The organism is Sphingomonas chlorellae, from assembly GCF_056485145.1.
Map to the genome: position 1 here is coordinate 329,999 of NZ_JBQXXM010000003.1, position 23,442 is coordinate 353,440.

The window sequence follows — 23,442 nt, forward strand, 5'->3', positions numbered from 1 at the left end:
CTCAGCGCCCCTTTGCTGCGGGGGCGCCCGCCGGCGCGGCCCCGTTGGCGGCGCCCTGCGGCGCGGCGTCGGGCTTCCACGCGACGGCCTTTACCGGCGTCCCCGGCTGCAGGTTCTGCGCGCCTTCGACGACCACGCGGTCGCCGGGCTTCAGCCCGCCGGTGACGAGCCAGGCGTCGCCCACCGTCCGCGGCGCGGTGATCGGCCGCGGCTCCAGCTTGTCGCCAGCGCCCACCACCATCACGACGGCATGGCCCTTCTCGTCGCGCGTCACCGCGCGCTGCGGCACCAGCATCGCCGCCGCCTGCGTGCCCTCGACGAACTCGGCGCGGACATACATGCCCGGCAGCAACAGCCCGTTGGGGTTGGCGAACTGCGCGCGGATCGTCTGGCTGCCCGTTTCCGGATCGACGGTCACGTCGGCGAACTTGACGACGCCCTCGACCGGATAGGTCGTGCCGTCCTCCAGCTTCAGCCGCACGCGCGCCGCATCGCTGCCGCGCGCCAGCTTGCCCGCCAGCAACTGCTGGCGCAGCCGCAGCTGGTCGGCGCTCGACTGGGTGATGTCGACATAGATCGGGTCGAGCCGCTGGATCGTGGTCAACGCTGTCGCCTGCGCCGCCGTCACCAGCGCGCCCGTCGTCACCAGCGAACGGCCGATCCGCCCGGCGATCGGCGCGCGCACCGTGGTCCGCTCGAGGTCGATCGTCGCCGAACGCAGCGCGGCCTGCTGCGCGGCCACCTCGGCGCGCGCCTGCTGCGCGGCGGCGACGGCATTTTCGTAATCCTGCCGCGCGATCGCGTTGATCTTGACCAGTTCGCCGTAACGCCGCGCCAGCGCCTCGCTCGACGCGATCGTCGCCTGCGCACGGGCCAGCGCGGCGCGCGCGCTCGCAACCTGCGCGGCATAGGGCGCGGGGTCGATGCGATACAGCGGCTGCCCCGCGCGCACCTGGTCGCCTTCCTGGAACAGCCGGGCGGTGATGATGCCGTTGACCTGCGGCCGCACTTCCGACGTCTCATAGGCGGCGGTGCGCGCGGCAAGCTCGGTGGTCAGCGTCACCGGCTGGGTCTGGATGGTCACGAAGCCCACCTGCGGCGGGCCGGACGGGCCCATCTGCTGCTGGGGAGCGCCACCGCAACCGGCAAGCAACAACGCGGCGGTGATCGCAACGGCGGACGATTTCCTCATGGACCCTTCCATTTCCCTGCAAATTATGTGAGTGAGCGCTCACTCACGATTTGGGCGTGCCCTAGACTCGTTGTAGAGCGAAAGCAAGCGCAGGTGACGCGCAGGGGGTGGATTTGAACGGTTCGGCCTGTTTTCCGGGCGAGGCGCCGCGCGGCCGCGCGGCAAAGGCGGATGATCGACGGCGACGCGTGCTCGATGCGGCGCGCAAGCTGTTCACCGAACGTGGTTTTCACGCGGCAAGCGTGGCCCAGATCGCCGAGGAATCGGGGGTCAAGGTCGGCCAGCTCTATCGCGATTTCGAGTCCAAGGAAGACATCGTCGCCGCGCTCGCGGCGGCCGATGTCGAGGTGTTCCTCGACGAATCGACGCTGCGCGCGGCGGTGCTCGCGGGCGATCTCGGCGCGATCGAAAGCTGGGTGCTGCGCTTTCTGGAATCGACCGAGACCGATGCCGAATGCGCGCTGCTGGCCGAGGTGTTCGCCGAGGCGACGCGCAACCCGCGCGTGGGCCAGATCCTCCATTCGATCGACACGCGGCTGCATCAAAGCCTGATGACCGCGCTCCACGCGATTGCCCCCGGCGAACGCTCGGGGGACGCGCTCGAACGGCTTGCCGACCTCATCCTCGCGCTCGGTTCGGGCACCTGGTACCGGCGCATCGCCGATCCTTCCTTCAACCATCACGGGCTCGCCCGTTATGCGAGCGAGGTGGTGCAGGGCGAGATCGCGCGGTTCCGCGCTACGGAGGATCGCGGATTGCGCCGCGCCTGACGCGGCGTCGCGTGGCGGCCGCCCCCGGCGCGACTCCCCCTTTTCTCGGTTCGGGAACAATGCCAACAGCGATGCGATTGGGGAATCGCGGCGCTGCGCCCAAATTCGGCCCGCCGCACGCAGGGAAAGGGATCGCGTGAAGCCACTCGGAACGCTCGGCTGGGTCTTGGTCGCAGGCGCCGGGGCCGCCGCGCTCGGCATCGTCGCCAGTGCGCGCGGCGAACCCGTCAACGCGGTATGGCTCGTCGTCGCGGCGGTCGCGATCTACCTGATCGCCTATCGCTTCTACGCGCTCTACATCGCGCGCACGGTGATGCGGCTCGATCCGTCGCGGCCCACCCCGGCGGTGCGCCATCCCGACGGGCTCGATTTCGTCGCGACCGACCGGCGCGTGCTGTTCGGCCACCATTTCGCGGCGATCGCGGGCGCCGGCCCGCTCGTCGGCCCCGTGCTCGCCGCCCAGATGGGCTATTTGCCGGGCATGTTGTGGATCCTCGCGGGCGTCGTGCTCGCGGGCGCGGTCCAGGACTTCATGGTGCTGTTCATCTCGATGCGCCGCGACGGCCGCTCGCTCGGCGAGCTGATCCGGATGGAGCTCGGCCCCGTCCCCGGCACGATCGCGCTGTTCGGCGCCTTCATGATCATGGTCATCATCCTCGCGGTGCTCGCGCTCATCGTCGTGCGCGCGCTCGCGAACAGCCCCTGGGGCACCTTCACCGTCGCCGCGACGATCCCGCTTGCGATCCTGATGGGCGTCTACACCCGCTGGATCCGCCCGGGCCGCATCGGCGAGGTGTCGATCCTCGGGCTGATCGGGCTGTTCGCGGCGATCCTGTTCGGGCGCAACGTCGCCGAATCGGCCACGCTCGCACCGCTGTTCACCTTCACCCCGGTCCAGCTCTGCTGGATCCTGATCGGCTATGGCGCGATCGCCTCGGTGCTGCCGGTGTGGCTGCTGCTCGCGCCGCGCGACTATCTGTCGACCTTTCTCAAGATCGGCGCGATCGCCGCGCTCGCGATCGGCATCGTCGTCGTCGCCCCGCCGCTTCAGATGCCCGCGCTCACGCGCTTCGTCGACGGCACCGGCCCGGTCTGGTCGGGGTCGCTCTTCCCGTTCCTGTTCATCACGATCGCGTGCGGCGCGGTGTCGGGGTTCCACGCGCTGATCGCCAGCGGCACCACGCCCAAGCTGATCGCGTCCGAAGCCGACGCGCCCTTCATCGGCTATGGCGCGATGCTGATGGAAAGCTTCGTCGCGATCATGGCGCTGATCTCGGCGTCGGTGATCGAACCGGGCATCTATTTCACGATGAACAGCCCGGCCGCCGTCGTCGGCACCACTGCCGACAGCGCGGCCGCCGCGGTTCACAAGATGGGCTTCGACATCACGCCCGCGACGATCGAACAGACCGCGAGCGATGTCGGCGAAAGCACGATCATCTCGCGCGCGGGCGGCGCGCCCACGCTCGCGGTCGGCATGGCGCATGTGTTCAGCCGGCTGATCGGCGGCAAGGCGATGATGGCCTTCTGGTATCATTTCGCGATCCTGTTCGAGGCGCTGTTCATCCTCACCGCGGTCGATGCCGGCACGCGTGCGGGGCGGTTCATGCTTCAGGATCTGATCGGGCTCGTCGCGCCGGGCTTCCGCAACGCGACGACGATCATGCCCTCGCTCGTCGGCACCGGGCTGTGCGTCGCCGCCTGGGGCTTCTTCCTCTATCAGGGCGTCACCGATCCGCTCGGCGGCGTGAACACGCTGTGGCCGCTGTTCGGTATCTCGAACCAGATGCTCGCCGCGGTCGCGCTGATGCTCGCGACGGTGGTGCTGTTCCGGATGAAGCAGGATCGCTTCGCCTGGGTGACGATCGTGCCCGCCGCCTGGCTGCTCGTCTGCACCGTCAGCGCCAGCCTGCTCAAGCTGTTCTCGTCCAGCCCGGCGGTCGGCTTCCTCGCGCATGCCCGGCGCTTCTCCGACGCGCTCGGCCGCGGCGAGGTGCTCGCCCCCGCCAAGTCGCTCGGCGAGATGCGCCGCATCGTCGCCAACGACATGATCGACGCGGGGCTGTGCGCGCTGTTCCTCGCGGTCGTGCTGGCGATCCTTTTCTATTCGATCCGCACCGTGTTCGCCGCGCGCCGGATCGCGGAGCCGAGCGTGCACGAACTGCCGCTCGCGCCGGCCGAATGACGCGGCCGCGCCTCCGCGACCTGTGGGCCGGCGCGGCCGAGACCGCGCGGCTCATGGTCGGCCTGCCGTCCTATGAGCGATATTGCGCGCATCGGGCGGCGCATCATCCGGGCGAGCCGGTGATGACGCGCGCCGAGTTCTTCCGCGACCGGCAGGAGGCGCGCTATGGCGGCAAGAATGGCGGCCGCTGCTGCTGAGGATCGCCGCGCCGCGGGCCGCGATTGCTGAGGACCGCCGCTGCCGGGGCGCTACTGCTGAAGTCGCCGCTGCCGGGCTCCGGCTGCTGAGTCGCCCCTGCTGGGGGAAGCCCTGCCGCCGGGGACCGCTGCTGCGGAGGTCACTGCTGCTGAAGCGGCCGCTGCCGAGGGCGCGCTTGGCAAGCGCGTCGCTGCCAAGCGCGTCGCTGCCGCGCTCAGACTGCCTAGGCAGCCCCTGCTGGGGGAAGCCCTGCCGCCGGGGACCGCTGCTGCGGAGGTCACTGCTGCTGAAGCGGCCGCTGCCGAGGGCGCGCTTGGCAAGCGCGTCGCTGCCGCGCTCAGACTGCCGAGGCAGCCCCTGCTGGGGGAAGCCCTGCCGCCGGGGACCGCTGCTGCGGAGGTCACTGTTGCTGAAGCGGCCGCTGCCAAGATCGCCACTGCCAACGCCGCCGCTCGCGCGCTCCGGCGCTGAGGCGCCGCTGCCGGGGCCTGCCGGGCAGCGCGACGGTCGCGTTCCTCCCGGGTTACGAACAGGTGGGAATGGCGTCGGTGGGTCGCTGCCGCACAGGCGACCGCCACGGCTGACGATTGCGGTTGCCAGCGCCGCTGCTGCGCACGCCTCTGCGGCCGCGGATCGCCGAGCGCCGCCGGGGCTTGCCCCTCGCCCCTCGCCCGCCGCCGACGGAACATGCCCGCCGGACGTTCCGGCGCGCGCGTTCAGGCGGCAGCGTTCAGGCGGGGGCGTTCAGGCGCGCGCCACGCGCTTCAGCGTCTCGGCGTCGATGCCGTACAGCCGACAGATATGCGCCGCCACGCGTGCCCGCGCCGCGCGCATCGCGGCAAAGGCGGCGTCCTCGCCCGCCTCGGCCTCGGCGTTGACGATGTCGGCCGACGGCACCAGCGCGCGCCAGTGCTCGCCATGCTGCGCCTCGGCCTCGCGCATCGCCGCGACGAGCGCGCGCGCCTCTGCCACGGCGTCCGACGGCGGATCGGGCGGCGACGCGCCCGGCGGATCGTTGGTCGTGCTCACCCGCCATCAACGCACGTCGCGCGCTGCCGGGTTCCGCGGGCAAAAAGGGCCGCCGGCGCTACGCGACGCCGGCGGCCAAGGCACAGGTCCGGCGGGTGGGGGACAATCGCCGCCCGGCCGGCCTGCGGGAGTTGCGTTCGGCGCTCGCCACGGGCGTGCGCGAGCGGTGCTATTGTCCGACAATTTTTGGCAACCATGACCCGCCGCAACGCTCCGTCATTTGGTTGCGGCGAACGGCATGATTCGGGGCTGAAATTGCGCCTTTTCGCCGTCGCCGGTCGCGCGAACGACACGAATTGCGTGCCGATTGCGCGATCCGGACGGCGATTGGGCGGGGGGGCTCAGTCCTCGAACGCCTCGACCGTCTCGCGGTGGCCGCGCAGGAACGCGTCGGCGACCAGCCGCAACGGCGCGGTGTCGACGTCGCGCTGTCCCGCCCGGATCAGCTCGGCGAACCGGGCATAGAGCCCCGGATATTCGTGGTCGGGACTGGTATGCGTGCTGCCCGGCAGCACCAGCACCGCCCCGCCCTTCTCCAGCTTCAGCGTGCCGTGGTCGGTCTCGACGACGATGTCCCAGCTCTGCGGCCCGGTCTGGCGCCAGTCGAGGTCCATATGGATCGGCGTCCCCGCCGCGTCGCGGAACGACAGGTCGGCGGCGATCGGCGCGGCGCGGTTCGCCGGGATCGCCAGCCGCCCGCTTTCGAGGAAGAACGGCGTCGGCAGGATATGCGTCACGATCGACAAGGCGTTGATTCCGGGGTCGAAAACGCCCAGCCCGCCCGGCTCCCAGATCCATGCCTGGCCCGGGTGCCACACGCGCACATCCTCGCGCCAGACGATCGAGACCTTCAGGATATGGCGGTTCGCCAGCCATGCCTTGGCCGGTGCCACGCCTGCGGCGTACCGCGAATGCCAGCTCGCGAACAGCGTCACGCCCGCCGCCTCGGCATGGGCGTCGAGCACGCCGACCTCGGCCAGCGTGGCGCCCGGCGGCTTTTCGAGGAACACGTGCTTGCCGCGCGCGATCGCGGCGGCGGCCAGCGGATAGCGGACCTGCGGCGGGGTGCACAGCGCCACCGCGTCGACCTCCGGCCCCTCGTCGAGCAGCGCGTCGATCGTCGTGAAATGCGGCAGCTCGCCCACTGCCTCGCCGCGCGTGCTCACCGTCGCCGCCAGCCGGAACTCGCCGTTTTCGGCGATCGCCGGCAGGTGCTGGTCGTGCGCGATCTTGCCCAGCCCGACGACTGCGATGCGGATCGGATCGGCCATCACAGCACCTTCACGCCGGTCGCCGGCGCCGCCGCCCGCGCCAGCGGGTTGCGCAGCGGCAGCGTGAACGGCGCGGCGTCGATCTCGAACACGTCGCCCGCGCGCGTGGTTACGCCGTCGGCAAAGGACAGCGTCGCCGTGCCGAAAAAGTGGACATGGATGTCCCCGGGGCGGCGGAACAGCGGATATTTGAAATGGTGATGCTCAAGGTTCGCCAGGCTGTGCGACATGTTGGCCTCGCCCGAAAGGAACGGCTTCTCCCACAACGTCGCACCGTCGCGCAGGATGCGGCTGGTGCCGCGAATATCCGCGGGCGGGGTGCCGACCAGGATTTCGGCGCCCAGCGCGGCCTGGCGCAGCTTCGAATGGGCCAGCCACAGATAATTGTGGCGTTCGGTCACATGGTCGCTGAATTCGTTGGCGAGGCACAGGCCGATCCGGAACGGCGTGCCGTCGGGACCGATCAGGTAGATGCCCGCCAGTTCGGGCTCCTCGCCGCCGTCCTGCGCGAAATCGGGCATGGTCAGCGCGTCGCCGGGGCCGACCAGCTGCGACCCGTCGCCCTTGTAGAACCATTCGGGCTGCTGCCCGGCCTGGCCGGCGGCGGGCTTGCCGCCCTCCACGCCTTCCAGGAACATGCGCATCGAATCGGTCAGCGTCTCGGGCGCGTCGGCGGCCGCGCGGTGCATCTTGTCGCGCCCTTCGGCCGAGCCGAGATGCGTCAGGCCGGTCCCGGTCATCCACAGATGCGCGGGGTCGTCATGGTCGATCGGCGCGATCAGCCGTCCGGCCGCCAGCTCGGCGGCCAGATCGACCGCGGCACCCTGTCCGCCTGCGGCGACGGCTTCGGTCAGGCTCTGCCCCGCCGCGATTGCCGCCAGCGCCAGCGCCCGCACGCTGGCATGGCCGGGAACGATATGCGCCGCGTCGCCGCGCGCCGCGATCACCGCGCGCGTGCCGTCGTCGTTGCGTTGCTGCAACAGCCTCAAAAGCATCTTTCTCTCCAATCGGGCGGGGCGCGCCTTTGAAGCGGCGCGCCCTCGCTGCATCACGCGACGGCGGGCTTGCCGTCGACCAGTCGGGGAAGCCCCGCCTCGGCCGTGTCGCGCAGTTCGGCCGGAAGCAGTTCGGGCGCCAGGCTCTGGTACGAAACCGGGCGCAGGAAACGGTCGATCGCCAGGCTGCCGACCGAGGTGGTGCGCCCGTCCGACGTCGCCGGGAACGGGCCGCCATGCACCATCGCGTGCGTCACCTCGACGCCCGTCGGCCAGCCATTGGCGAGGATGCGGCCCGCCTTGCGTTCCAGGATCGGGATCGCGCGCTGGGCCATCGCAATGTCGGCGTCGTCCATGTGGAGCGTCGCGGTGAGCTGCCCCTCGGCCGCCTGAAGCACCGCGAGCAGTTCGGCCTCGTCCTTGCACCGCACGAGCAGCGACGACGATCCGAACACCTCGTGCCCCATTGCCGCGTCGCGCAGGAAATCCGCCGCCGTCGTCGCGAACAGCGCCGCGCTGGCGCAGGTCACGCCCTCGCCCACCTGCCCGCGCGCGATCGTCGCCACCGCCGGGTTCGCCTCGAGCGCGGCGACACCCGCCTGATAGGCATCGTGGATCCCGCGGGTGAGCATCGGTGCCGAAACCGTTTCGGCGAGCGCCGCGCTCGCCGCGTCGACGAACGCGCCCAGCCCCTCGCCCTCGATCGCAAGCAACAGGCCCGGGTTGGTGCAGAACTGCCCCGCCCCCATCGTCAGCGACGCGACGAACGCCTTGCCCAGCTCGGCGCCGCGCGCGCGCAGCGCTGCGGGCATCAGCAGGACGGGGTTGATGCTCGACATCTCGGCATAGACGGGAATCGGCACCGGCCGCGCCTGCGCAACGCGCACCAGCGCAAGGCCGCCGCCGCGCGATCCGGTAAAGCCCACCGCCGCGATGCGCGGATCGTTGACCAGCGCGGTGCCCAGTTCGTTGCCCGGCCCGACCAGATGGCCGAACACGCCCGCGGGCAGCCCGCACGCCGCCACCGCGCGGCGGATCGCCTCGGCGACCAGCGCCCCGGTTGCCGGATGCGCCGGATGCCCCTTCACCACCACCGGGCAACCCGCGGCCAGCGCCGACGCGGTGTCGCCACCGGCCGTCGAAAAGGCGAGCGGGAAGTTCGACGCACCGAACACCGCAACCGGGCCCAGCGGGATCATCCGCAGGCGCAGGTCGGGACGCGGCAGCGGCTGGCGATCGGGAAGCGCCGGGTCGATGCGAAGCCCCATCCAATGGCCGTCACGCACCACCTGCGCGAACAGCCGAAGCTGGCCGACGGTTCGCCCGCGTTCGCCCTCCAGCCGCGCGCGCGGCAAGCCGCTCTCGCGCATCGCGGTTTCGATCAGCACGTCGCCGATCGCGACGATCTCTTCGGCGATCCGCTCCAGAAACGCCGCACGCGTCGCGCGGTCGGTCGCTCGGTACGAATCGAACGCAGCCTCCGCCGCGGCGCATGCGGCTTCGACATCGGCGGGACCATGCACGGCGAACGGCGCGCCGAACGATTCTCCGGTACGCGCGTCAACAGAATGAAATTCAACAGGATTCGGAACCACAGCGGTCATCACCACTCTCCTTTACTCCGACATATTCCACGGAGTACGGATTAGCAATCTTTCGTTCCACCTTTGCAGCGTCATTGGTAGAACAGGCGAGGGAGAGGGGCGTAATGGAACCAACCAAAGACGTCGACGTGCAGGATGACGCCACGTCGACTCCGCCGGCGACTTCGGCGACCGCGGGACGGACTCCGCGCGGCACCGGCCGTCGGCTGCACGGCGCGATCGCGCACAAGCTCGGCGCGGCGATCGTGTCGGGCGAATATGCGCCAGGCGACCGGCTCGAGGGCGAAGTCGCCTTTTCCGAGGCGCTCGACGTATCGCGCAGCGCCTATCGCGAGGCGGTTCAGGTATTGGCGGCCAAGGGGCTGGTTGAAAGCCGTCCCAAGGCGGGAACGCGCGTGCTGCCGCGCAGCCGCTGGAACCTGCTCGATCCCGATGTCCTCGCCTGGGCGTTTACCGGCGAACCCGATATCGACCTGGTGCGCGACCTGTTCGAACTGCGCGCGATCGTCGAGCCCGCCGCGGCGCGATTCGCGGCCGAACGCCGCACGCGTGACGACCTCAAGGCGATGAAGACTGCGCTCACCGCGATGCGTCAGCACACGCTGGCGACCGACGCGGGCCGCGCTGCCGACCGCGACTTCCACAATGCGATCCTGCACGCGACGCGCAACGATGCGCTCGTGGTGCTCAGCGCCAGCATCGGCGCGGCGGTCGCTTGGACGACGCAGTTCAAGCAGCGTTCGCGCGCCCTGCCCCGCAATCCGATTCCCGATCACGTCCGCGTCTTCGATGCGATCGCCGCCGCCGATGGCGAGGCCGCGAGCAGCGCGATGCGCGTGCTGGTCGATCTCGCGCTTGAGGACACGCGCAGCGCGATGGCCTGAACCGCGCCCCCTTTTTCCGGCACCGGACCTTCCACGAAAAGGGGCGCCCCGCCATTGCGGAGCGCCCCTTTTTCTTGTGTTTTCCCTCCGGCCGGCGCTCAGTCGACGCGGTCGACCACCGGATCGGGCAGCGCGTCGGTCGGCTTCGAACCCCAGACGGCATAGAACAGGATATAGAGTTCGCAGATCGCGGTCAGCAGGAACGAGTTCTGCAGCCCGTAATGATCGGCCAGCCATCCCTGGACCGCGACCAGCGCCCCGCCGGCGATCGCCATGATGAGCAGCCCCGATCCTTCCTCGGTCAGCGGCCCCAGCCCGCGGATCCCCAGCGTGAAGATCGTCGGGAACATGATCGAATGGAACAGGCCCACCAGGATCAGCGCCCACATCGCCGTCTCGCCGCTCGCGACTACGGTCACGGTCATCACCGCAAAGGCCGCGATTGAAAACACCGCGAGCACAATCTCGGCGCGGACCTTCTGCATCAGCGCCGAACCGACGAACCGGCCGACCATCATCCCGCCCCACAGCAGCGTCAGGTAACGTCCCGCCTGTTCGGTGGTCATGTTGCCGATGTCGGGGCGGCTGACGAAGTTGACGAACAGGTTGCCGACGCCGATCTCGGCGATCAGGTAGATGAAGATCGCGGGCACGCCGAGCACCAGGTTGCGGTGCCGCCACAGCGAGTGACGCTGGCGTTCGGCCTTGGCGACGCGGCTGGTGGCCGCGCCCATCGACGGCAGCGGGAAGCGCGCGATGACGACGGCAAGCACCACCAGCACCGCGGCGACCAGCGCATAGGGAAGCATCACCGACTGCGCGTCGGCCAGTCGCTCGGCCGGCGTCAGCACGACGTCCGCGCCTGCGGTCCCTCCCTTCGAGCGACCGAGGATCAGATAGGCGCCGAACAACGGCGCGAGCATCGTCCCTGCCGAATTCATCGCCTGGACAAGGTTGAGCCGGGACGACGAGGTTTCGGCCGGACCGATCACCGCGACATAGGGGTTGGCGGCGACCTGGAGCAACGTGATCCCGCTCGCGATGACGAACAGCATCGCCAGCGTCACCCCATAGGACGGCAGGCTGGCCGCCAGCACCATGCCCAGCGCACCGGCGGCCATGATGAGCAGCCCGGTGACGAGCGCTTTCTGGTACCCGATTCGCTCGATCAGCTTCGCCGACGGGATCGATGCGAAGAAATAGGCAATGAACCAGACACTTTCGATCAACGCCGCCTGAAAGTAACTCAGGTCAAAGACACTGCGCAAATGGGGCAGCAGCGTACCGTTGATGACGGTGATGAACCCCCACATGAAAAACAGGCTGGCGAGCAACGTCAGCGCCGGGCGATAATTTCCCGTCGCGGACGAGACCGCGCCGGCATTGGCGGAAACGGACAATGGCGCAGGCATGGACTTCCTTCTCCTGGCAGAAGCCGTTCGGAAGGACGATCGTCGCGACGCCCCCTCGGCTTGCCCTATGGCTTTTTGTCTGACTATATAGCGCGCAAAGGGCGCGTCAACGGCACCCGGACGAGATCGGAGAGGATATGCGTAGTCCAACCAAATCCATGCTTTGTGCGGCGGCCGTCGCGGCGGCCACTGCCGCCGGCGCCGCGAATGCGGCCGAAGCGAAGCGCGAACCGGCAGGCAAGCTCAAGGACGGCAGCGCGATCGAGGCCGTCACGCTCATCGGCGCCAACGGCGTTTCGGCACGCATCCTCACCTATGGTGCGACGCTCCAGTCGCTGATCGCGCCCGATCGCAACGGCAACCGTGCCGATGTGCTGCTGGGATATGACGACACTGCCGCGTACGAGGCGCGGCCGAACTTTTTCGGCGTCACGGTCGGCCGCTATGCCAACCGCATTGCCGGCGGCCGCTTCAGCCTCGACGGCAAGCGCTATCAGCTCCCGCTCAACGACAAGACCAACTCGCTCCATGGCGGCGGCCAGGGCTTCGACAAGAAGATCTGGCGCATCGTCTCGGTCAACAGCGGGCCGACGGCGAGCGTCGTGCTCGCCTATACGAGCCCCGACGGCGAGTCGGGCTATCCGGGCAAGCTCGAGGTCAAGGTGACCTATTCGCTCGACGACAAGGGGGCACTCACGATCGCCTTCGACGCGGCGACCGACAAGCCGACGATCGTGAACATGACCAACCACGCCATCTTCAACCTGGCGGGCGAAGGGTCGCCGGGCGGCGCGACGGGGCATGTCCTCACCATTCCCGCGGCGGCGTTCACGCCCGTCGATGCCACGCTGATCCCCACGGGCGAGCGCCGCAAGGTCGAAGGCACCGTATTCGACTTCCGCACGCCGCGCGTCGTTGCCGACGGTATTCGCGACGGTCGCGACGAGCAGATCCGCTTCGGACTCGGCTACGATCACAATTTCGCGCTCGACAAGGGCGTGACGGCACGGCCCGAACTCGCCGCCCGACTCGAGGACCGCGCCTCGGGTCGCGTGCTCGAAGTGCTGACGACCGAACCCGGCGTCCAGTTCTACACCGGCAACTTCCTCGACGGCACCTATTACGGCAAGCAGGGCCATCTCTATCGCATGGGCGACGGGATCGCGCTTGAGCCCCAGAAATTCCCCGACTCCCCCAACAAGCCGGGCTTTGTTTCCGCCCGCGTCGACCCTGGCAAGCCCTATCGGCACGTCATGGTCTATCGCCTTTCCGTGTCCAACTGATCGGATCTGCCATGACTTCCGAGAAAGCGTCGAAACTGCGCTCGCGCGCGTGGTTCGACAATCCTGAGAATATCGACATGACGGCGCTCTACCTCGAGCGCTACCTCAACTTCGGCCTCAGCCTTGAGGAACTGCGCTCGGGCAAGCCGATCATCGGCATCGCCCAGACGGGCAGCGATCTCAGCCCGTGCAACCGCCATCATCTGGTGCTCGCCGAACGCGTCCGCGAGGGCATTCGCGAGGCGGGCGGCATCGCCATCGAGTTTCCCGTGCATCCGATCCAGGAAACCGGCAAGCGGCCGACCGCCGGGCTCGATCGCAACCTCGCCTATATGGGGCTGGTCGAGCTGCTCTATGGCTATCCGCTCGACGGCGTGGTGCTCACCGTGGGCTGCGACAAGACGACGCCGGCATGCCTGATGGCCGCCGCGACGGTGAACATCCCCGCCATCGCGCTGTCGGTGGGGCCAATGCTCAACGGCTGGCACAAGGGCGAGCGTACCGGCTCCGGGACGATCGTGTGGAAGGCGCGGCAGATGCTCGCCGCCGGCGAGATCGACGACGCCGAGTTCATCCGACTCGTCGCCTCCTCGGCCCCCTCGACCGGCTATTGCAACACGATGGGCACGGCGACGACGATGAACTCGCTTGCCGAGGCACTGGGCATGACATTGCCGGGGCAAGCGGCGATCCCTGCGCCGTACCGTGATCGGCAGGAAGTCTCGTACCGCACCGGCAAGCGCATCGTCGAAATGGTTGCGGAGGATCTGAAGCCCTCGGACATCCTCACGCGCCAGGCGTTCGAGAACGCGATCGTCGTCAACTCGGCAATCGGCGGATCGACCAACGCGCCGATCCACCTCGCCGCGATCGCGCGGCACATCGGCGTCGATCTGCCGATCGAGACCTGGCAGGAAAAGGGGCACAAGGTGCCGCTGCTGGTGAACCTCCAGCCTGCCGGCGAATATCTGGGCGAGGACTATTACCGCGCCGGCGGCGTGCCCGCGGTCGTCGCCCAGCTCATCAAGCACGGCCTCATCCATGAGGACGCGGTCACTGCCAATGGCCGCACGATGGGCGAGAATTGCCGCGACGCGACGATCGAGGACGAAAAGGTCATCCGTCCGTTCGAACAGCCGCTCAAGGAAGAGGCCGGGTTCATCGTGCTGCGCGGTAACCTGTTCGATTCGGCAATCATGAAGACCAGCGTCATCAGCGACGAATTCCGCCAGCGCTATCTTTCGAACCCCGACGATCCGGATGCGTTCGAAGGTCCCGCGGTCGTATTCGACGGGCCGGAGGACTATCACCACCGCATCGACGATCCCTCGCTCGGCATCACCGACGAGACGCTGCTGTTCATGCGCGGCGCCGGCCCGGTCGGCTATCCGGGCGCGGCCGAAGTGGTCAACATGCGCCCGCCGGCCTATCTGATCCGCGAAGGCGTGCACGCCCTGCCCTGCATCGGCGATGGCCGCCAGTCGGGAACGAGCGGCAGCCCGTCGATCCTCAACGCCAGCCCCGAGGCGGCGGCGATGGGCGGCCTCGCGCTCATCCGCACCGGCGACCGCGTCCGGATCGACCTGCGCAAGGGCACAGCGGATGTGCTGATCTCTGACGCCGAACTCGCCGAACGCCGCCGGGCGCTCGCCGAAGCCGGCGGTTATCCCTATCCGGCATCGCAAACGCCGTGGCAGGAGATTCAGCGCGCGGTCGTCGGCCAGATGGAAAGCGGCGCGATCCTTGAGGGTGCCGAGAAATATCAGCGCATCGCGCAGACCCGCGGCGTTCCGCGCGACAACCACTGATGACGCGGCGCGGGCGGGTGCGCAACCGCGCCCGCCCGCGCCGTCAATCATCGCGTCAGATCAAACCGAGTTCCTTGGCCTGGCTGGTCAGTTCGTCGCGGAACTGCGGCGCCGCGATCGCAATCAGCGCACGGGCACGCTCGGACATCGACTTGCCCTTGAGTTCGGCCACGCCGAATTCGGTCGCGATATACTGGACGTCGTTGCGCGGCGTCGTCACCGGACCATCGAGCCGCGGCACGATGCGCGACAGCGTGCCTTTCGCGGCCGTCGCATGGCAGGCGATGATCGATCGCCCGCCCTCCGATGCAACCGCACCGCGCACGAAATCGAGCTGCCCGCCCGATCCCGTATATTGGCGGCCGCCCAGATATTCCGAACAGCACGCGCCCATCAGGTCGACCTGCAACGTCGCGTTGACCGACACCATCCCCGGGTTCTGCGCGATCACATAGGGATCGTTGACATAATCGACCGGATAGGCGGCTGCGGCCGGGTTGCGGTCGATGAAGCGATAGGTATCGGCATCCCCCATCGCGAAGGCGAACACCGTCTCCCCGGTGTGGATCGCCTTGCGCGCGTTGGTGACGATCCCCTTCTGCATCAGCCGCGCCAGGCCCGGCGTGAACATTTCGGTATGCACGCCCAGGTCGCGATGCCCCGCCAGCGCTTCGCACACCGCGTTAGGCAGCGCACCGATTCCCATCTGCAACGTCGCGCCGTCGCGGACCATCTCGGCGATATAGCCGCCGATCGCACGGTCCTCGGCCCGCGGCGCAACCTCCGGCACCGCCAGCAACGGCACGTCATGCTCGACGATCGCGGTCACGCGCGAAACATGGATGGTCGAACGGCCGCCGGTATGCGGCATGTTCGGATTGACCTCCAGGATCACCCGCTTGGCCGTGTTGGCCACTGCCACGCTGTAATCGGGATTGGTGCCGAAGCTGAAATTGCCTTCGCCGTCCATCGAGGAGACGGTCGCCACCAGCGTATCGACCCCGACTTCGTGCGTCAGGACGCGCGGCACCTGCTGAAAGCTCGACGAGATGAATTCGACGGTGCAGCCCGCATCCTCCAGCGCACGCTCGACGCCGCTGTGGAACAGGCTGTACGGACGGATGCGGCCGTTGAGTTCGGGGCGCAGTACCGTCTTGCCGGCAATCGCGGTGGAAAGCATGTAGTAGAGCGAAATCGCTTCGAACGTTCCCGCCTCGGCCCGCGCGGCGATCGCTGCCAGCAATGCCGGCGGCTGCCCCACGCCCAATGCCATCGCAACCTTCGCGCCCGAAGGGATCATCGCTGCTGCGCTGGCCGCATCGGTCAGGCGTTCACGGTAAAGCGTTTCGAAATCCACTGGCTCTGGTCTCCCCTTTTTCAAAAGCCCGGGACGGGCCGGCAGGGGGCTTGATAATGTCACCAGCGCGATTTGTGGACCCTACGGAAATCTCCGATGGCGCGGCGGGCACGCCGGTTTGTCCCGTAACAGGCGACGGGCGCCCTTCTGCCGGACGCCCGCCCCCGATCATATCCGATATTATCGTTTCGCTGCCGTCGCTTATCCCGACCGGCCGCCGCAGTTCGCGCAATCAGCGCGGCGCTACCGAAACGGTCAGCAGGTCGGTATAGACCCCCGCGCGCTTGCCCGCGACCGATCCGATCACGAACTGCATCGGCAGCGAATCGGTCATCGGCCCGTTGCCGCCCGACTGATAGGTCGAAATGCCGGTCAGCGGCATCGTCTGGTTGCCGATCACCAACTGATACGGGATGCTCCAGTCGGTACCGACAAGCCGCAGCTGTCCCTGATTCCGCGACTCGACGTCGACACGATAGGCGCGCGTGCTCGAAACGCGCAGCTGCAACGGAACCTGGCTGACCCCTTCGGTCAGGTCGCCCAGGTCGACCAGCGCCTGGCCGCCGCTGCGGCGATACGCTCCCGAAAGCCCCAGCACGGCCGAGGGAAGCACGTTGATCCCCAGCACCAGCGAGCGCGATGCAAGCTGTTGCCCGGTGCCGCGTGCTTCGGCGGACACCGTCACGCGCTGCGTGAAGCTGCCGTCGGCACGGATGGCGTCCTCGTTGACCGCAAGCTGGTAACGGACGATCTGCTGCCCGCCGGGGGTCACCACCACCGGCCGCGTCGTGACGCCCTGGATCGTGCGCCCAGACGTCGGCGTGACGTTGGTGTTGTTGAACTGGTCGAGCAGCGTGTAGCCGATCCGGCCGGTCCGCCCCTCGCTCGTCAGCCCGAACGACTCCTGATCGAGCAGGAAGACCGGGTTGAACGCGCATGCAGCCCGGCCGTCGTTGCTGAAGGTCAGGTCGAACGTGGCGATCGGGCTGGTCGATCCGAAGGGGTCGTACCCCTGGATGATCCAGTTGCTCGCGCTGCTGTCGATCCGCAGCTGGCAGGCCGCGGGGCGCGCGGCAAGCCCGCTCTGCGCCTGCGCCGGCAGCGCCGCGAAGGCCAGGCCCGCCGCCAGCGCCGCGACGGAGGTGAGGCTCTTCATCATCGCTCAATTCCCTCCCTTGAGCACGATCGTCTTGAGGTCGACGAGCCCGGTGGTATCCTCGGGCACGGTAAATTCGAACATCGTCTGCCCGCCTGCAAGCTCGACGCGATAACGCACGCCGGGGCGCAGGTTCTGGATGGCGAAACGGCCGACCGAGTTGGTGAAGAAGGGCAGCGGCTCCTTGTCCTTGCCGTCCGCGGCGAATACCCGCCCGCCGACCAGGCTCAGCGGCTTGCCTTCGCCCACCATCAGCACGCCTGCCGCGCTCACGAACGCATCGGTGCCGATCCGCAGCTTGTAGCCGCTGTGATAGGGCGGATTGACGTGGACGACGCCGTCGCCGACGTCATAGCCCGGCGGCGGGTTCTCGACGTCGTACTGAATCGGCTGGTCGACATAGGAGCTGAGGTACGAATTGACCGCCCCGCCCCATACGCCGCTCTTGCTCATATATTCGTTGCTGGCGAGCGATTGCCCCGCCACCACCGCATGTCCGCGCAGATTTTCGTGCGGATAGAGCACGGCGAAACTGTCGTTGATCCGTCGCCCGATCCCGAAAGCCCCGTCCGCGAACGCGATCGAGGTGCCGACGCGAAGCGCGGTGACGTTCTGCGACCCGAAGGACGAGAAGTCGGGGCCATAGCTCGAATGCGATAGCGTCGCGTCGAAGCGATTGGCGATATAGTCGACAAAGCCCTGGCCCGTCACCGAATCGCCGTCGCGCGTCGCCACCGCGCCATAGCCGAGGCTGCCGATGCGGTTTGACGACGAATGCAGATAGGACAGCGAACTGACGTCCGAGCTGCTGTCATGCCGCGCCTCGAGCCGGTCGCGATAGCTCGGCTGGAACACCAGCGAGATGTTGAAGCCGAACCCCTTCGCGCGGCCGATCGAGCTGTCGAACTTGGTATATTCGACGCCCGCGCGCAGGCTCAGCCGCGGATTGAAATAATAGTTGCCCGACGCGCCGATGCGATAGCTGTCGCCGCGGTCGCCGCGACTGTGCAGGTAATTGCCCGAGAACAGCAGCGACAGGTCGGTCGTGATCGCGCGCGTATACTGGCCCGAAAAGTTGATCGCGTTCACATTGTCGGCTTCGGGCGACGACAGGAACGCATAGCGCCGCGACAGATAGTCGACGCGCAGGCTCGCCGAATCGACCAGACCGCCGCGGTCGATGATCTGGTCGAGCCCGACGCCCGCCGAAACGCCCTCGCCCACGTCGCGCGAATGGCTGACGCCGCCGTCGAGCAGGATGCGCGTGCCGCCGCGCAGCACGAACTGCGTCTGCGCGGTCAGCGTCTGGACGCGGGCGCTCGCCTGCACGCCCACCCCCACCGCGGGGGCATTGACAAAGGCCTTGCGGAAAAAGCCCGAAAAGGCGACCGGACCGTTATATTTCGGCGAACGCCCGAAATTGGTGCTCGTCGGCCCGAGATAGGCGCCATACTCATAGTCGCCCGGCACCAGGTCGATCGGATCGAGATACGAGCTGTACGAGACCGTCTGGACGCCGCCCGACGCGTCGCGAACCTCGATCTGCACGTCGTTGCTGCCCGCGACCAGCGGCAGCGCGGTGAAGTCATAGGAACCGGCATCGAGCCGCAGCTCGCGATAAAGCACGCCGTTGCGCAGGATGCGCACGCTCGAATCGCGCTGGAGCACCAGTTGGCGGTTGCCCTGGAGCACCGACGATCGATACGGGTCGAACCGGCGGCGCTGGCGTGTCACGCCGATACCGCCCATCTGGATAAAGCCCTGCTGCCCGCGCACTTCGGGGCTCAGGTCGCCCAGGAACCAGCGGCGATAATCGCCCGGTTCGTCATAGACGAGCCGCGCATAGGTGCGATCGAACACATAGGGCGCGTCGCTGGTAAAGCCGCGCTGCGCGAACTGGCCGTCGCCTTCGAACACGATGCCGCCGTAACGGATCGCGCCGTTCAGGTTGACGGTCGGCGGCGCGTTGTTCTCGCCCTTCCAGTTATAGGCCTCGAGCGCGTTGATGTTGAGGAACGCCGCGAACGAAGCCGGCATCAGGTCGGGCTTCTCGTCCTCCGGCTTGCTCATCCGGAACAGCTTCTCGACGGCGCGCTGGCCCGGGTCGATCGTCAGCACGACGACGGCCAGGCTACTCGGATCATATTCGAACGAGATGCCGAGCGCGGCGAGATCCTCGGCCGTGAAACGGTCGAGCGAGGCGAGCTTTGCGGCCACCTGCGCGTTGGCGGCCTCGCTCAGCAACGGCCGGATCAGCGACAGGAACGCCTTCGAGTCGACCAGCAGCCGGTCGTCATAGGTCAGGCGGATCGGCAGGTCGCCGAGCATCCGGCGCCGGAACATCAACGGCACCGTCAGGTCCATGTCCCGGTCATACGGGTTGATGTCGGGCCGGCCATATTTGCCGATCGGCAGCTTACCGATCGAATCCTGGCCGAGCACGGGCAGGCCCGGATTGGCCGGCGGCGGCGTGTCCGGCCCCTTGGGCGCGGGCGATGCAGGGGCGCCGGGCAACGGCACCGGCACCTGCTGCTGTTGAGAGGTGGGACGCGGCGGATTCTTGCCGGGGAGCGGAACCGACACCTGCGCCGCGGCGCTGCCACTGATGAGGCAGAACCAGGCGCTTGCGCTCAGTAGCGTTCCCTTGGTCACTTCAGGAACTTGACCTTGATCGGGCCAGGCCCGAACGCCTTCGCAAGCGGCAACTGATAGGTGCGAACGCCGTTGCCGCCGGGCACATAGCCGCTGCCGATAACGCGGCTCAGATCCTCGGGCGCGATGATGAAGCGCATCGGCTTGCCCTCGGTATCGGTGCCCTCGATCACCCAGCGCAGCACCGACATCATGGCATGGCGGCGACCGGTGTTCTTCAGCGTGATCTCGACCCCGGGCACCTTGGGCGGCAACGGATCGCCCTGCTTGGCCGCCGGCGGCTGATAGTCGATCGGCTTGGCCGATTCGGTCGTGACGTTCGGCGTCGCGCCCGGCGGGGCGACGACGACCAGCGCCTTCATGTGATAGACGACCTGGACCTGCGCGCCGCCGGCCTGATCGACCGCGACGGGCAGCTGATTGACCGAAAGATAATAAGCGCGCGAGGTCGGCATGTCGGTCGGCCCGGCCCATTGCAGGCGAACGACCTGACGGCCGCCCTGCGGCAGCACGCCCTGCGGCGGAAAGACGATGAAATCGCCATCGGCGGGCGTCTCGGTCGTGTGACCGGCGGCGTCGAACTCGACCTGGGTGATTCGCGTCTCGAAGGCGAGGTTGCCCGAGTTCATGTTCTGAACCTCGACCCGCGCGGTCGCGTCGGTTCCCGTCGTCGTCATCTCGACGACCATCGGCGACACCCGCATCGCATAGACGGCGGAAATCGCCGAAACCGATGCCACGACGGCGGTCGCAACAGCGGCGCGCCTCATTCCTTTAGAAAGACTGGCAAACACTGGATCGCCCCCACCCCATTTATTGTTCGACGACCTAACAGCAGATGCAGATTAAGGTTGACCTAATGAAACGAGGGGAGAGGTAAGGCCCTCCCCCCTCGCCATTGCTACCTGGCCTCAGGAATTAGAGGGCCTTGAGCTCGACGGTCAGCGTGTCGGTGTAGCTGCCGGCGACCAGCGCCTTGCTGGGGACCGGCGCCGCGATGTTCAGCGTCATGTCCGAGCGCCACGCGCCACCGTTCCACACCTTCGACGCTTCGTTGGCGGCAACGCCGACGGTCTGGGTGGTGCCGGCCGCACCCGCCGACTGGTTGGTCGTGCCGGTGAAGAGCACGGTCGCCGAGTACGGGATGTTCGCCTGGAACTCGTTGCTGTCATAGCCGCCGGCGGCGTTGTTCTTCAGGCCCGACGTGCCGTTCGACTTCGTGACGGTGACCGAGTTGTTGAAGTTGCAGCCCGCAGTCGTCGTCGTGACGGTGGCGGTCGCCGGAGCACGCATGTCGAACGCGTCGTTGGCGGTGGTGTTCGCCTGGGTGTTCACGCCGATCGTGCCGAAGTCCAGCGTGTGGCTGGTGGTGTTGCCGCCGTAGTACGAGCAGTCCTTGGTCACCGCGCCCTTGATGAGCCAGGTGTTGGTGACGGTCGGGCTGGCGGTCTCGACGTTGCCAGCAGCGAAGCCGGCTTCACCATAGGCAGCACCGGTCGGCGTCGGGAAGAAAATGCCCGTGGTCCCGATGGTGACGTTGGCGAACGAGTCCGCCTGAGCGACGCCGGTCGACGAAAGCAGCGCGACAACGGCGGCCGAAACGATCTTCTTCATAACATAATCCCCACTAGTTTGTGCCGGCGGTCGATGGTCTAGACCAGACGGCAACGGTTTTGCCAAATAACGCTTACTTAACTTTTAGCAACCCAAAAGCGACAACCGCAGCTCCGGTTTGCGTCTCAATTTGGCGCAAGTTACTATTTACTATAGACGCGCCTCACCCTTCGCCGAATGGAACTTCCAGCCGGCGCATTTCGACCCGAAATTGCAAATCTTAACTCAGTTGGGGGCGACCGTGATTTCGATCACCTCTCCATATTGACCCGCAAGCAGCCCTGCCTCGCTCGTCGGCGTCGCCACCGCGAGCCGCAGCATCAGGCCGTCCATGGCGATTCCGCCCTGGCTCGAAATCGACTGGCCGGCGGCGAGCAAGCGCCCCTCAAAGGCCCGCGACACAATCGCGGCCTGCGGCCGTCGAACCGGCAGTTCGACATCAAGGTTGTATGCAACCGACCCGGCATAGGGGCCGACACCCAGCGGGTGGTCCGCATTCACCAGTGCGCCGTTCTGCGCCTTGATCTTCATCGTGAAGGGGACGTTGCAGTCGAACTGGATCTTCTGTGCCGCCGCAAGCCCAGGCCGTGTCAGGTCGCCCAGATCGGTCGTGGCGATCGACCCCAGCGCACAATGCTGCTGGACGCGCCCTTGCACCGCGATCTCGACCGACTTCACATTGGCGATGTCCTGCGCCGCAGCCGGCGTCGCCACGACGATCAGGCCAAACCCGGCCACCGCTGCCAGCGCAGCGCCGCGACCCAGCTTGCCGATTCGGGCCGATCCGACCCCGCGAAACGCCGCGCTGTCGCGCTGTTCGCCCGCCCTGGCTATGGAACGCATCTCCAATCCCCCGCTCCGTTCCTCACTAAAGCCTTACTAATGGATTGCGGGGTTACTTGTCTAATCAATAAAAGGTTAACGTCAGAAAATTTAGCAAACCGTTGTTTTTCAGCGCATTTTGCAACGGTCGTGGTCAGGCGCAGTCACCGGAACCATCGAACTGGACTAACGTTTTAAGATAACGAACAAAGTTAATAGATGGTTTTCTTACTAACTTTGCTTGCAACCTCTCAGCGATTCGCAAGAATAACCGACGATTAACTACTCGTTAATCTTTTCGTTGGATGATTTTGCGGCAGTCACTTTGGGTGTTCGGACAATGCTGGTACGTTCGATTTCGAGGCTTTCGGTGGCAAGCCTCCTTCTCGTGAGTAGCGCACTTGGTGCCGAGCCAGTGGCGCAGAGCACGTTTCAATTGCGTCTTAACGTGCCGCTAGTTTGCACGGTCTCGCATCAGGCGAATATCGCGCCGGCGGGAAATGGGTACCAACTTGGCGAGCTCCACGAATTCTGCAATTCCCCCAGCGGTTATCAATTGACCGTAAATTACGCGCCCGGATCGATGCGTGGCGCGACGATTTCGCTGGGTGACGAACGGGTGATTCTCGACGGTTCGGGGCGCGCGGTGATCAGCCAGGCGCCCGGCCCCCGGATTCGCGACCGTCAGATCTATGCGGAACCCGGTCCGGACGGTTTCGATACCGATCGAATCGATTTCGCGGTCCAGACCAACTGATTCTTGCGTGGACGGCGCGCCCCATCGGCGCGCCTGTCCCGTTTTGGCGCTTTGGCCCGCGCCGCGCCACGCTTCCCCGCTGTTGCCACGCCACGCCCTGTTTTAGAGACGGGCGCCATGATGCGCGGGGGCCCTTCCGAACCATTGCCGGACGTCGTCGAGACGCTGATCGAGGGGCAGGCCATGCTCGCCTCGTCGCTCTATATCGAACTCGTCAATCTCGGCCTGATCGATAGGCGCGCCGCGGCCGATCGGTTGCGCGCGCTCGCGACGCTGGCGGCCAGCCCGCTTCAGCAGCACCCCGAAGTCGCCGCGGCGCTCGCGGCGCGAATCGATCGTTACGCCGCAGGAATCGATGCGGCGGCGGCCGCCGATGCCGATCCGCGCACCCGGTTGCGGGTGATCGAGGGCGGCCGCCTCTAATCCGGCGGTTGCGTCCGCCCGCTTGGCCGG

General features: G+C 67.4%; 20 protein-coding genes. 8 read left to right on the forward strand and 12 right to left on the reverse strand.

Going from position 1 to position 23,442, the window contains the following annotated elements; translation table 11 throughout:
- Position 1 precedes the first annotated feature (1 nt).
- Positions 2 to 1,192, reverse strand: coding sequence for an efflux RND transporter periplasmic adaptor subunit (locus ACT3CF_RS10335; RefSeq protein WP_478422463.1), 1,191 nt, complete (start codon positions 1,190 to 1,192; stop codon positions 2 to 4).
- A gap of 113 nt (positions 1,193 to 1,305) precedes the next feature.
- On the opposite strand from ACT3CF_RS10335, the gene ACT3CF_RS10340 reads away from it, so the two are divergent.
- The 3 genes from ACT3CF_RS10340 to ACT3CF_RS10350 all read left to right on the forward strand — a co-directional run bounded on the left by ACT3CF_RS10340 (position 1,306) and on the right by ACT3CF_RS10350 (position 4,344).
- Positions 1,306 to 1,962 (forward strand): TetR/AcrR family transcriptional regulator, encoded by a 657-nt coding sequence (locus ACT3CF_RS10340; RefSeq protein WP_478422465.1) that lies wholly within the window; start codon positions 1,306 to 1,308, stop codon positions 1,960 to 1,962.
- Positions 1,963 to 2,098: 136 nt separating this feature from the next.
- Entirely contained in the window at positions 2,099 to 4,147 is a 2,049-nt protein-coding gene (locus ACT3CF_RS10345) for a carbon starvation CstA family protein (RefSeq protein WP_478422467.1), read from the forward strand.
- Positions 4,144 to 4,344, forward strand: coding sequence for a YbdD/YjiX family protein (locus tag ACT3CF_RS10350; RefSeq protein WP_478422469.1), 201 nt, complete (start codon positions 4,144 to 4,146; stop codon positions 4,342 to 4,344). The genes ACT3CF_RS10345 and ACT3CF_RS10350 overlap by 4 nt, the downstream gene beginning before the upstream one ends.
- A gap of 745 nt (positions 4,345 to 5,089) precedes the next feature.
- Here ACT3CF_RS10350 and ACT3CF_RS10355 read toward each other — a convergent pair.
- From ACT3CF_RS10355 to ACT3CF_RS10370, 4 genes are all read right to left on the reverse strand, one after another.
- Positions 5,090 to 5,374, reverse strand: coding sequence for a hypothetical protein (locus ACT3CF_RS10355; RefSeq protein WP_478422471.1), 285 nt, complete (start codon positions 5,372 to 5,374; stop codon positions 5,090 to 5,092).
- 341 nt (positions 5,375 to 5,715) lie between these two features.
- A complete protein-coding gene (locus ACT3CF_RS10360) occupies positions 5,716 to 6,645 on the reverse strand; it encodes a Gfo/Idh/MocA family protein (RefSeq protein ID WP_478422473.1) in 930 nt (309 codons plus the stop codon).
- Entirely contained in the window at positions 6,645 to 7,640 is a 996-nt protein-coding gene (gene araD1, locus ACT3CF_RS10365) for an AraD1 family protein (protein WP_478422475.1), read from the reverse strand. Before araD1 ends, ACT3CF_RS10360 begins: the two co-directional genes overlap by 1 nt.
- Positions 7,641 to 7,693: 53 nt before the next feature.
- A complete protein-coding gene (locus ACT3CF_RS10370; protein ID WP_478422477.1) occupies positions 7,694 to 9,244 on the reverse strand; it encodes an aldehyde dehydrogenase (NADP(+)) in 1,551 nt (516 codons plus the stop codon).
- 104 nt (positions 9,245 to 9,348) lie between these two features.
- Between ACT3CF_RS10370 and ACT3CF_RS10375 the strand changes: the two genes are divergently transcribed.
- Positions 9,349 to 10,128: a FadR/GntR family transcriptional regulator gene (locus ACT3CF_RS10375; protein ID WP_478422479.1), complete on the forward strand. Its 780-nt coding sequence runs from the start codon at positions 9,349 to 9,351 to the stop codon at positions 10,126 to 10,128.
- 98 nt (positions 10,129 to 10,226) lie between these two features.
- Here the strand turns inward: ACT3CF_RS10375 and ACT3CF_RS10380 are convergent, their stop codons facing one another.
- Positions 10,227 to 11,540 (reverse strand): sugar MFS transporter, encoded by a 1,314-nt coding sequence (locus ACT3CF_RS10380; RefSeq protein WP_478422480.1) that lies wholly within the window; start codon positions 11,538 to 11,540, stop codon positions 10,227 to 10,229.
- 158 nt (positions 11,541 to 11,698) lie between these two features.
- On the opposite strand from ACT3CF_RS10380, the gene ACT3CF_RS10385 reads away from it, so the two are divergent.
- Both ACT3CF_RS10385 and ACT3CF_RS10390 read left to right on the forward strand, forming a co-directional pair.
- On the forward strand, positions 11,699 to 12,823 hold the full coding sequence (locus ACT3CF_RS10385) for an aldose epimerase family protein (protein WP_478422822.1): 1,125 nt from the start codon (positions 11,699 to 11,701) through the stop codon (positions 12,821 to 12,823).
- Between the two features lie 11 nt (positions 12,824 to 12,834).
- Positions 12,835 to 14,631, forward strand: coding sequence for an IlvD/Edd family dehydratase (locus ACT3CF_RS10390; protein ID WP_478422482.1), 1,797 nt, complete (start codon positions 12,835 to 12,837; stop codon positions 14,629 to 14,631).
- Positions 14,632 to 14,686: 55 nt separating this feature from the next.
- On the opposite strand, the gene ACT3CF_RS10395 is transcribed toward ACT3CF_RS10390, so the two are convergent.
- From ACT3CF_RS10395 to ACT3CF_RS10420, 6 genes are all read right to left on the reverse strand, one after another.
- On the reverse strand, positions 14,687 to 15,988 hold the full coding sequence (locus ACT3CF_RS10395; RefSeq protein ID WP_478422483.1) for an acetyl-CoA hydrolase/transferase family protein: 1,302 nt from the start codon (positions 15,986 to 15,988) through the stop codon (positions 14,687 to 14,689).
- Positions 15,989 to 16,220: 232 nt separating this feature from the next.
- The gene (locus tag ACT3CF_RS10400) at positions 16,221 to 17,147 is read right to left on the reverse strand and encodes a hypothetical protein (protein WP_478422485.1); all 927 of its coding nucleotides are present in this window, start codon (positions 17,145 to 17,147) and stop codon (positions 16,221 to 16,223) included.
- A gap of 3 nt (positions 17,148 to 17,150) precedes the next feature.
- Positions 17,151 to 19,796: a fimbria/pilus outer membrane usher protein gene (locus tag ACT3CF_RS10405; RefSeq protein WP_478422486.1), complete on the reverse strand. Its 2,646-nt coding sequence runs from the start codon at positions 19,794 to 19,796 to the stop codon at positions 17,151 to 17,153.
- Positions 19,793 to 20,536 (reverse strand): fimbria/pilus periplasmic chaperone, encoded by a 744-nt coding sequence (locus tag ACT3CF_RS10410; RefSeq protein WP_478422488.1) that lies wholly within the window; start codon positions 20,534 to 20,536, stop codon positions 19,793 to 19,795. The genes ACT3CF_RS10405 and ACT3CF_RS10410 overlap by 4 nt, the downstream gene beginning before the upstream one ends.
- A gap of 178 nt (positions 20,537 to 20,714) precedes the next feature.
- The gene (locus ACT3CF_RS10415; protein WP_478422490.1) at positions 20,715 to 21,410 is read right to left on the reverse strand and encodes a hypothetical protein; all 696 of its coding nucleotides are present in this window, start codon (positions 21,408 to 21,410) and stop codon (positions 20,715 to 20,717) included.
- 225 nt (positions 21,411 to 21,635) lie between these two features.
- Complete coding sequence (locus ACT3CF_RS10420) at positions 21,636 to 22,253, reverse strand: hypothetical protein (protein WP_478422491.1); 618 nt, start codon at positions 22,251 to 22,253, stop codon at positions 21,636 to 21,638.
- A gap of 319 nt (positions 22,254 to 22,572) precedes the next feature.
- Here ACT3CF_RS10420 and ACT3CF_RS10425 point away from each other — a divergent pair, with 319 nt between their 5' ends.
- Both ACT3CF_RS10425 and ACT3CF_RS10430 read left to right on the forward strand, forming a co-directional pair.
- Entirely contained in the window at positions 22,573 to 22,989 is a 417-nt protein-coding gene (locus ACT3CF_RS10425) for a hypothetical protein (protein WP_478422493.1), read from the forward strand.
- A gap of 117 nt (positions 22,990 to 23,106) precedes the next feature.
- The gene (locus ACT3CF_RS10430; RefSeq protein WP_478422495.1) at positions 23,107 to 23,412 is read left to right on the forward strand and encodes a hypothetical protein; all 306 of its coding nucleotides are present in this window, start codon (positions 23,107 to 23,109) and stop codon (positions 23,410 to 23,412) included.
- Positions 23,413 to 23,442: the final 30 nt, after the last annotated feature.

Excerpts from the sequence above, each read along its gene's own strand:
- ACT3CF_RS10335 (WP_478422463.1), bottom strand. The coding sequence starts at position 1,192 with ATGAGGAAATCGTCCGCCGTTGCGATCACCGCCGCGTTGTTGCTTGCC.
- ACT3CF_RS10350 (WP_478422469.1), top strand. The coding sequence starts at position 4,144 with ATGACGCGGCCGCGCCTCCGCGACCTGTGGGCCGGCGCGGCCGAGACC.
- ACT3CF_RS10360 (WP_478422473.1), bottom strand. The coding sequence starts at position 6,645 with ATGGCCGATCCGATCCGCATCGCAGTCGTCGGGCTGGGCAAGATCGCG.
- araD1 (WP_478422475.1), bottom strand. The coding sequence starts at position 7,640 with ATGCTTTTGAGGCTGTTGCAGCAACGCAACGACGACGGCACGCGCGCG.
- ACT3CF_RS10370 (WP_478422477.1), bottom strand. The coding sequence starts at position 9,244 with ATGACCGCTGTGGTTCCGAATCCTGTTGAATTTCATTCTGTTGACGCG.
- ACT3CF_RS10375 (WP_478422479.1), top strand. The coding sequence starts at position 9,349 with ATGGAACCAACCAAAGACGTCGACGTGCAGGATGACGCCACGTCGACT.
- ACT3CF_RS10380 (WP_478422480.1), bottom strand. The coding sequence starts at position 11,540 with ATGCCTGCGCCATTGTCCGTTTCCGCCAATGCCGGCGCGGTCTCGTCC.
- ACT3CF_RS10385 (WP_478422822.1), top strand. The coding sequence starts at position 11,699 with ATGCTTTGTGCGGCGGCCGTCGCGGCGGCCACTGCCGCCGGCGCCGCG.
- ACT3CF_RS10390 (WP_478422482.1), top strand. The coding sequence starts at position 12,835 with ATGACTTCCGAGAAAGCGTCGAAACTGCGCTCGCGCGCGTGGTTCGAC.
- ACT3CF_RS10400 (WP_478422485.1), bottom strand. The coding sequence starts at position 17,147 with ATGATGAAGAGCCTCACCTCCGTCGCGGCGCTGGCGGCGGGCCTGGCC.
- ACT3CF_RS10415 (WP_478422490.1), bottom strand. The coding sequence starts at position 21,410 with ATGAAGAAGATCGTTTCGGCCGCCGTTGTCGCGCTGCTTTCGTCGACC.
- ACT3CF_RS10420 (WP_478422491.1), bottom strand. The coding sequence starts at position 22,253 with ATGCGTTCCATAGCCAGGGCGGGCGAACAGCGCGACAGCGCGGCGTTT.
- ACT3CF_RS10425 (WP_478422493.1), top strand. The coding sequence starts at position 22,573 with ATGCTGGTACGTTCGATTTCGAGGCTTTCGGTGGCAAGCCTCCTTCTC.
- ACT3CF_RS10430 (WP_478422495.1), top strand. The coding sequence starts at position 23,107 with ATGATGCGCGGGGGCCCTTCCGAACCATTGCCGGACGTCGTCGAGACG.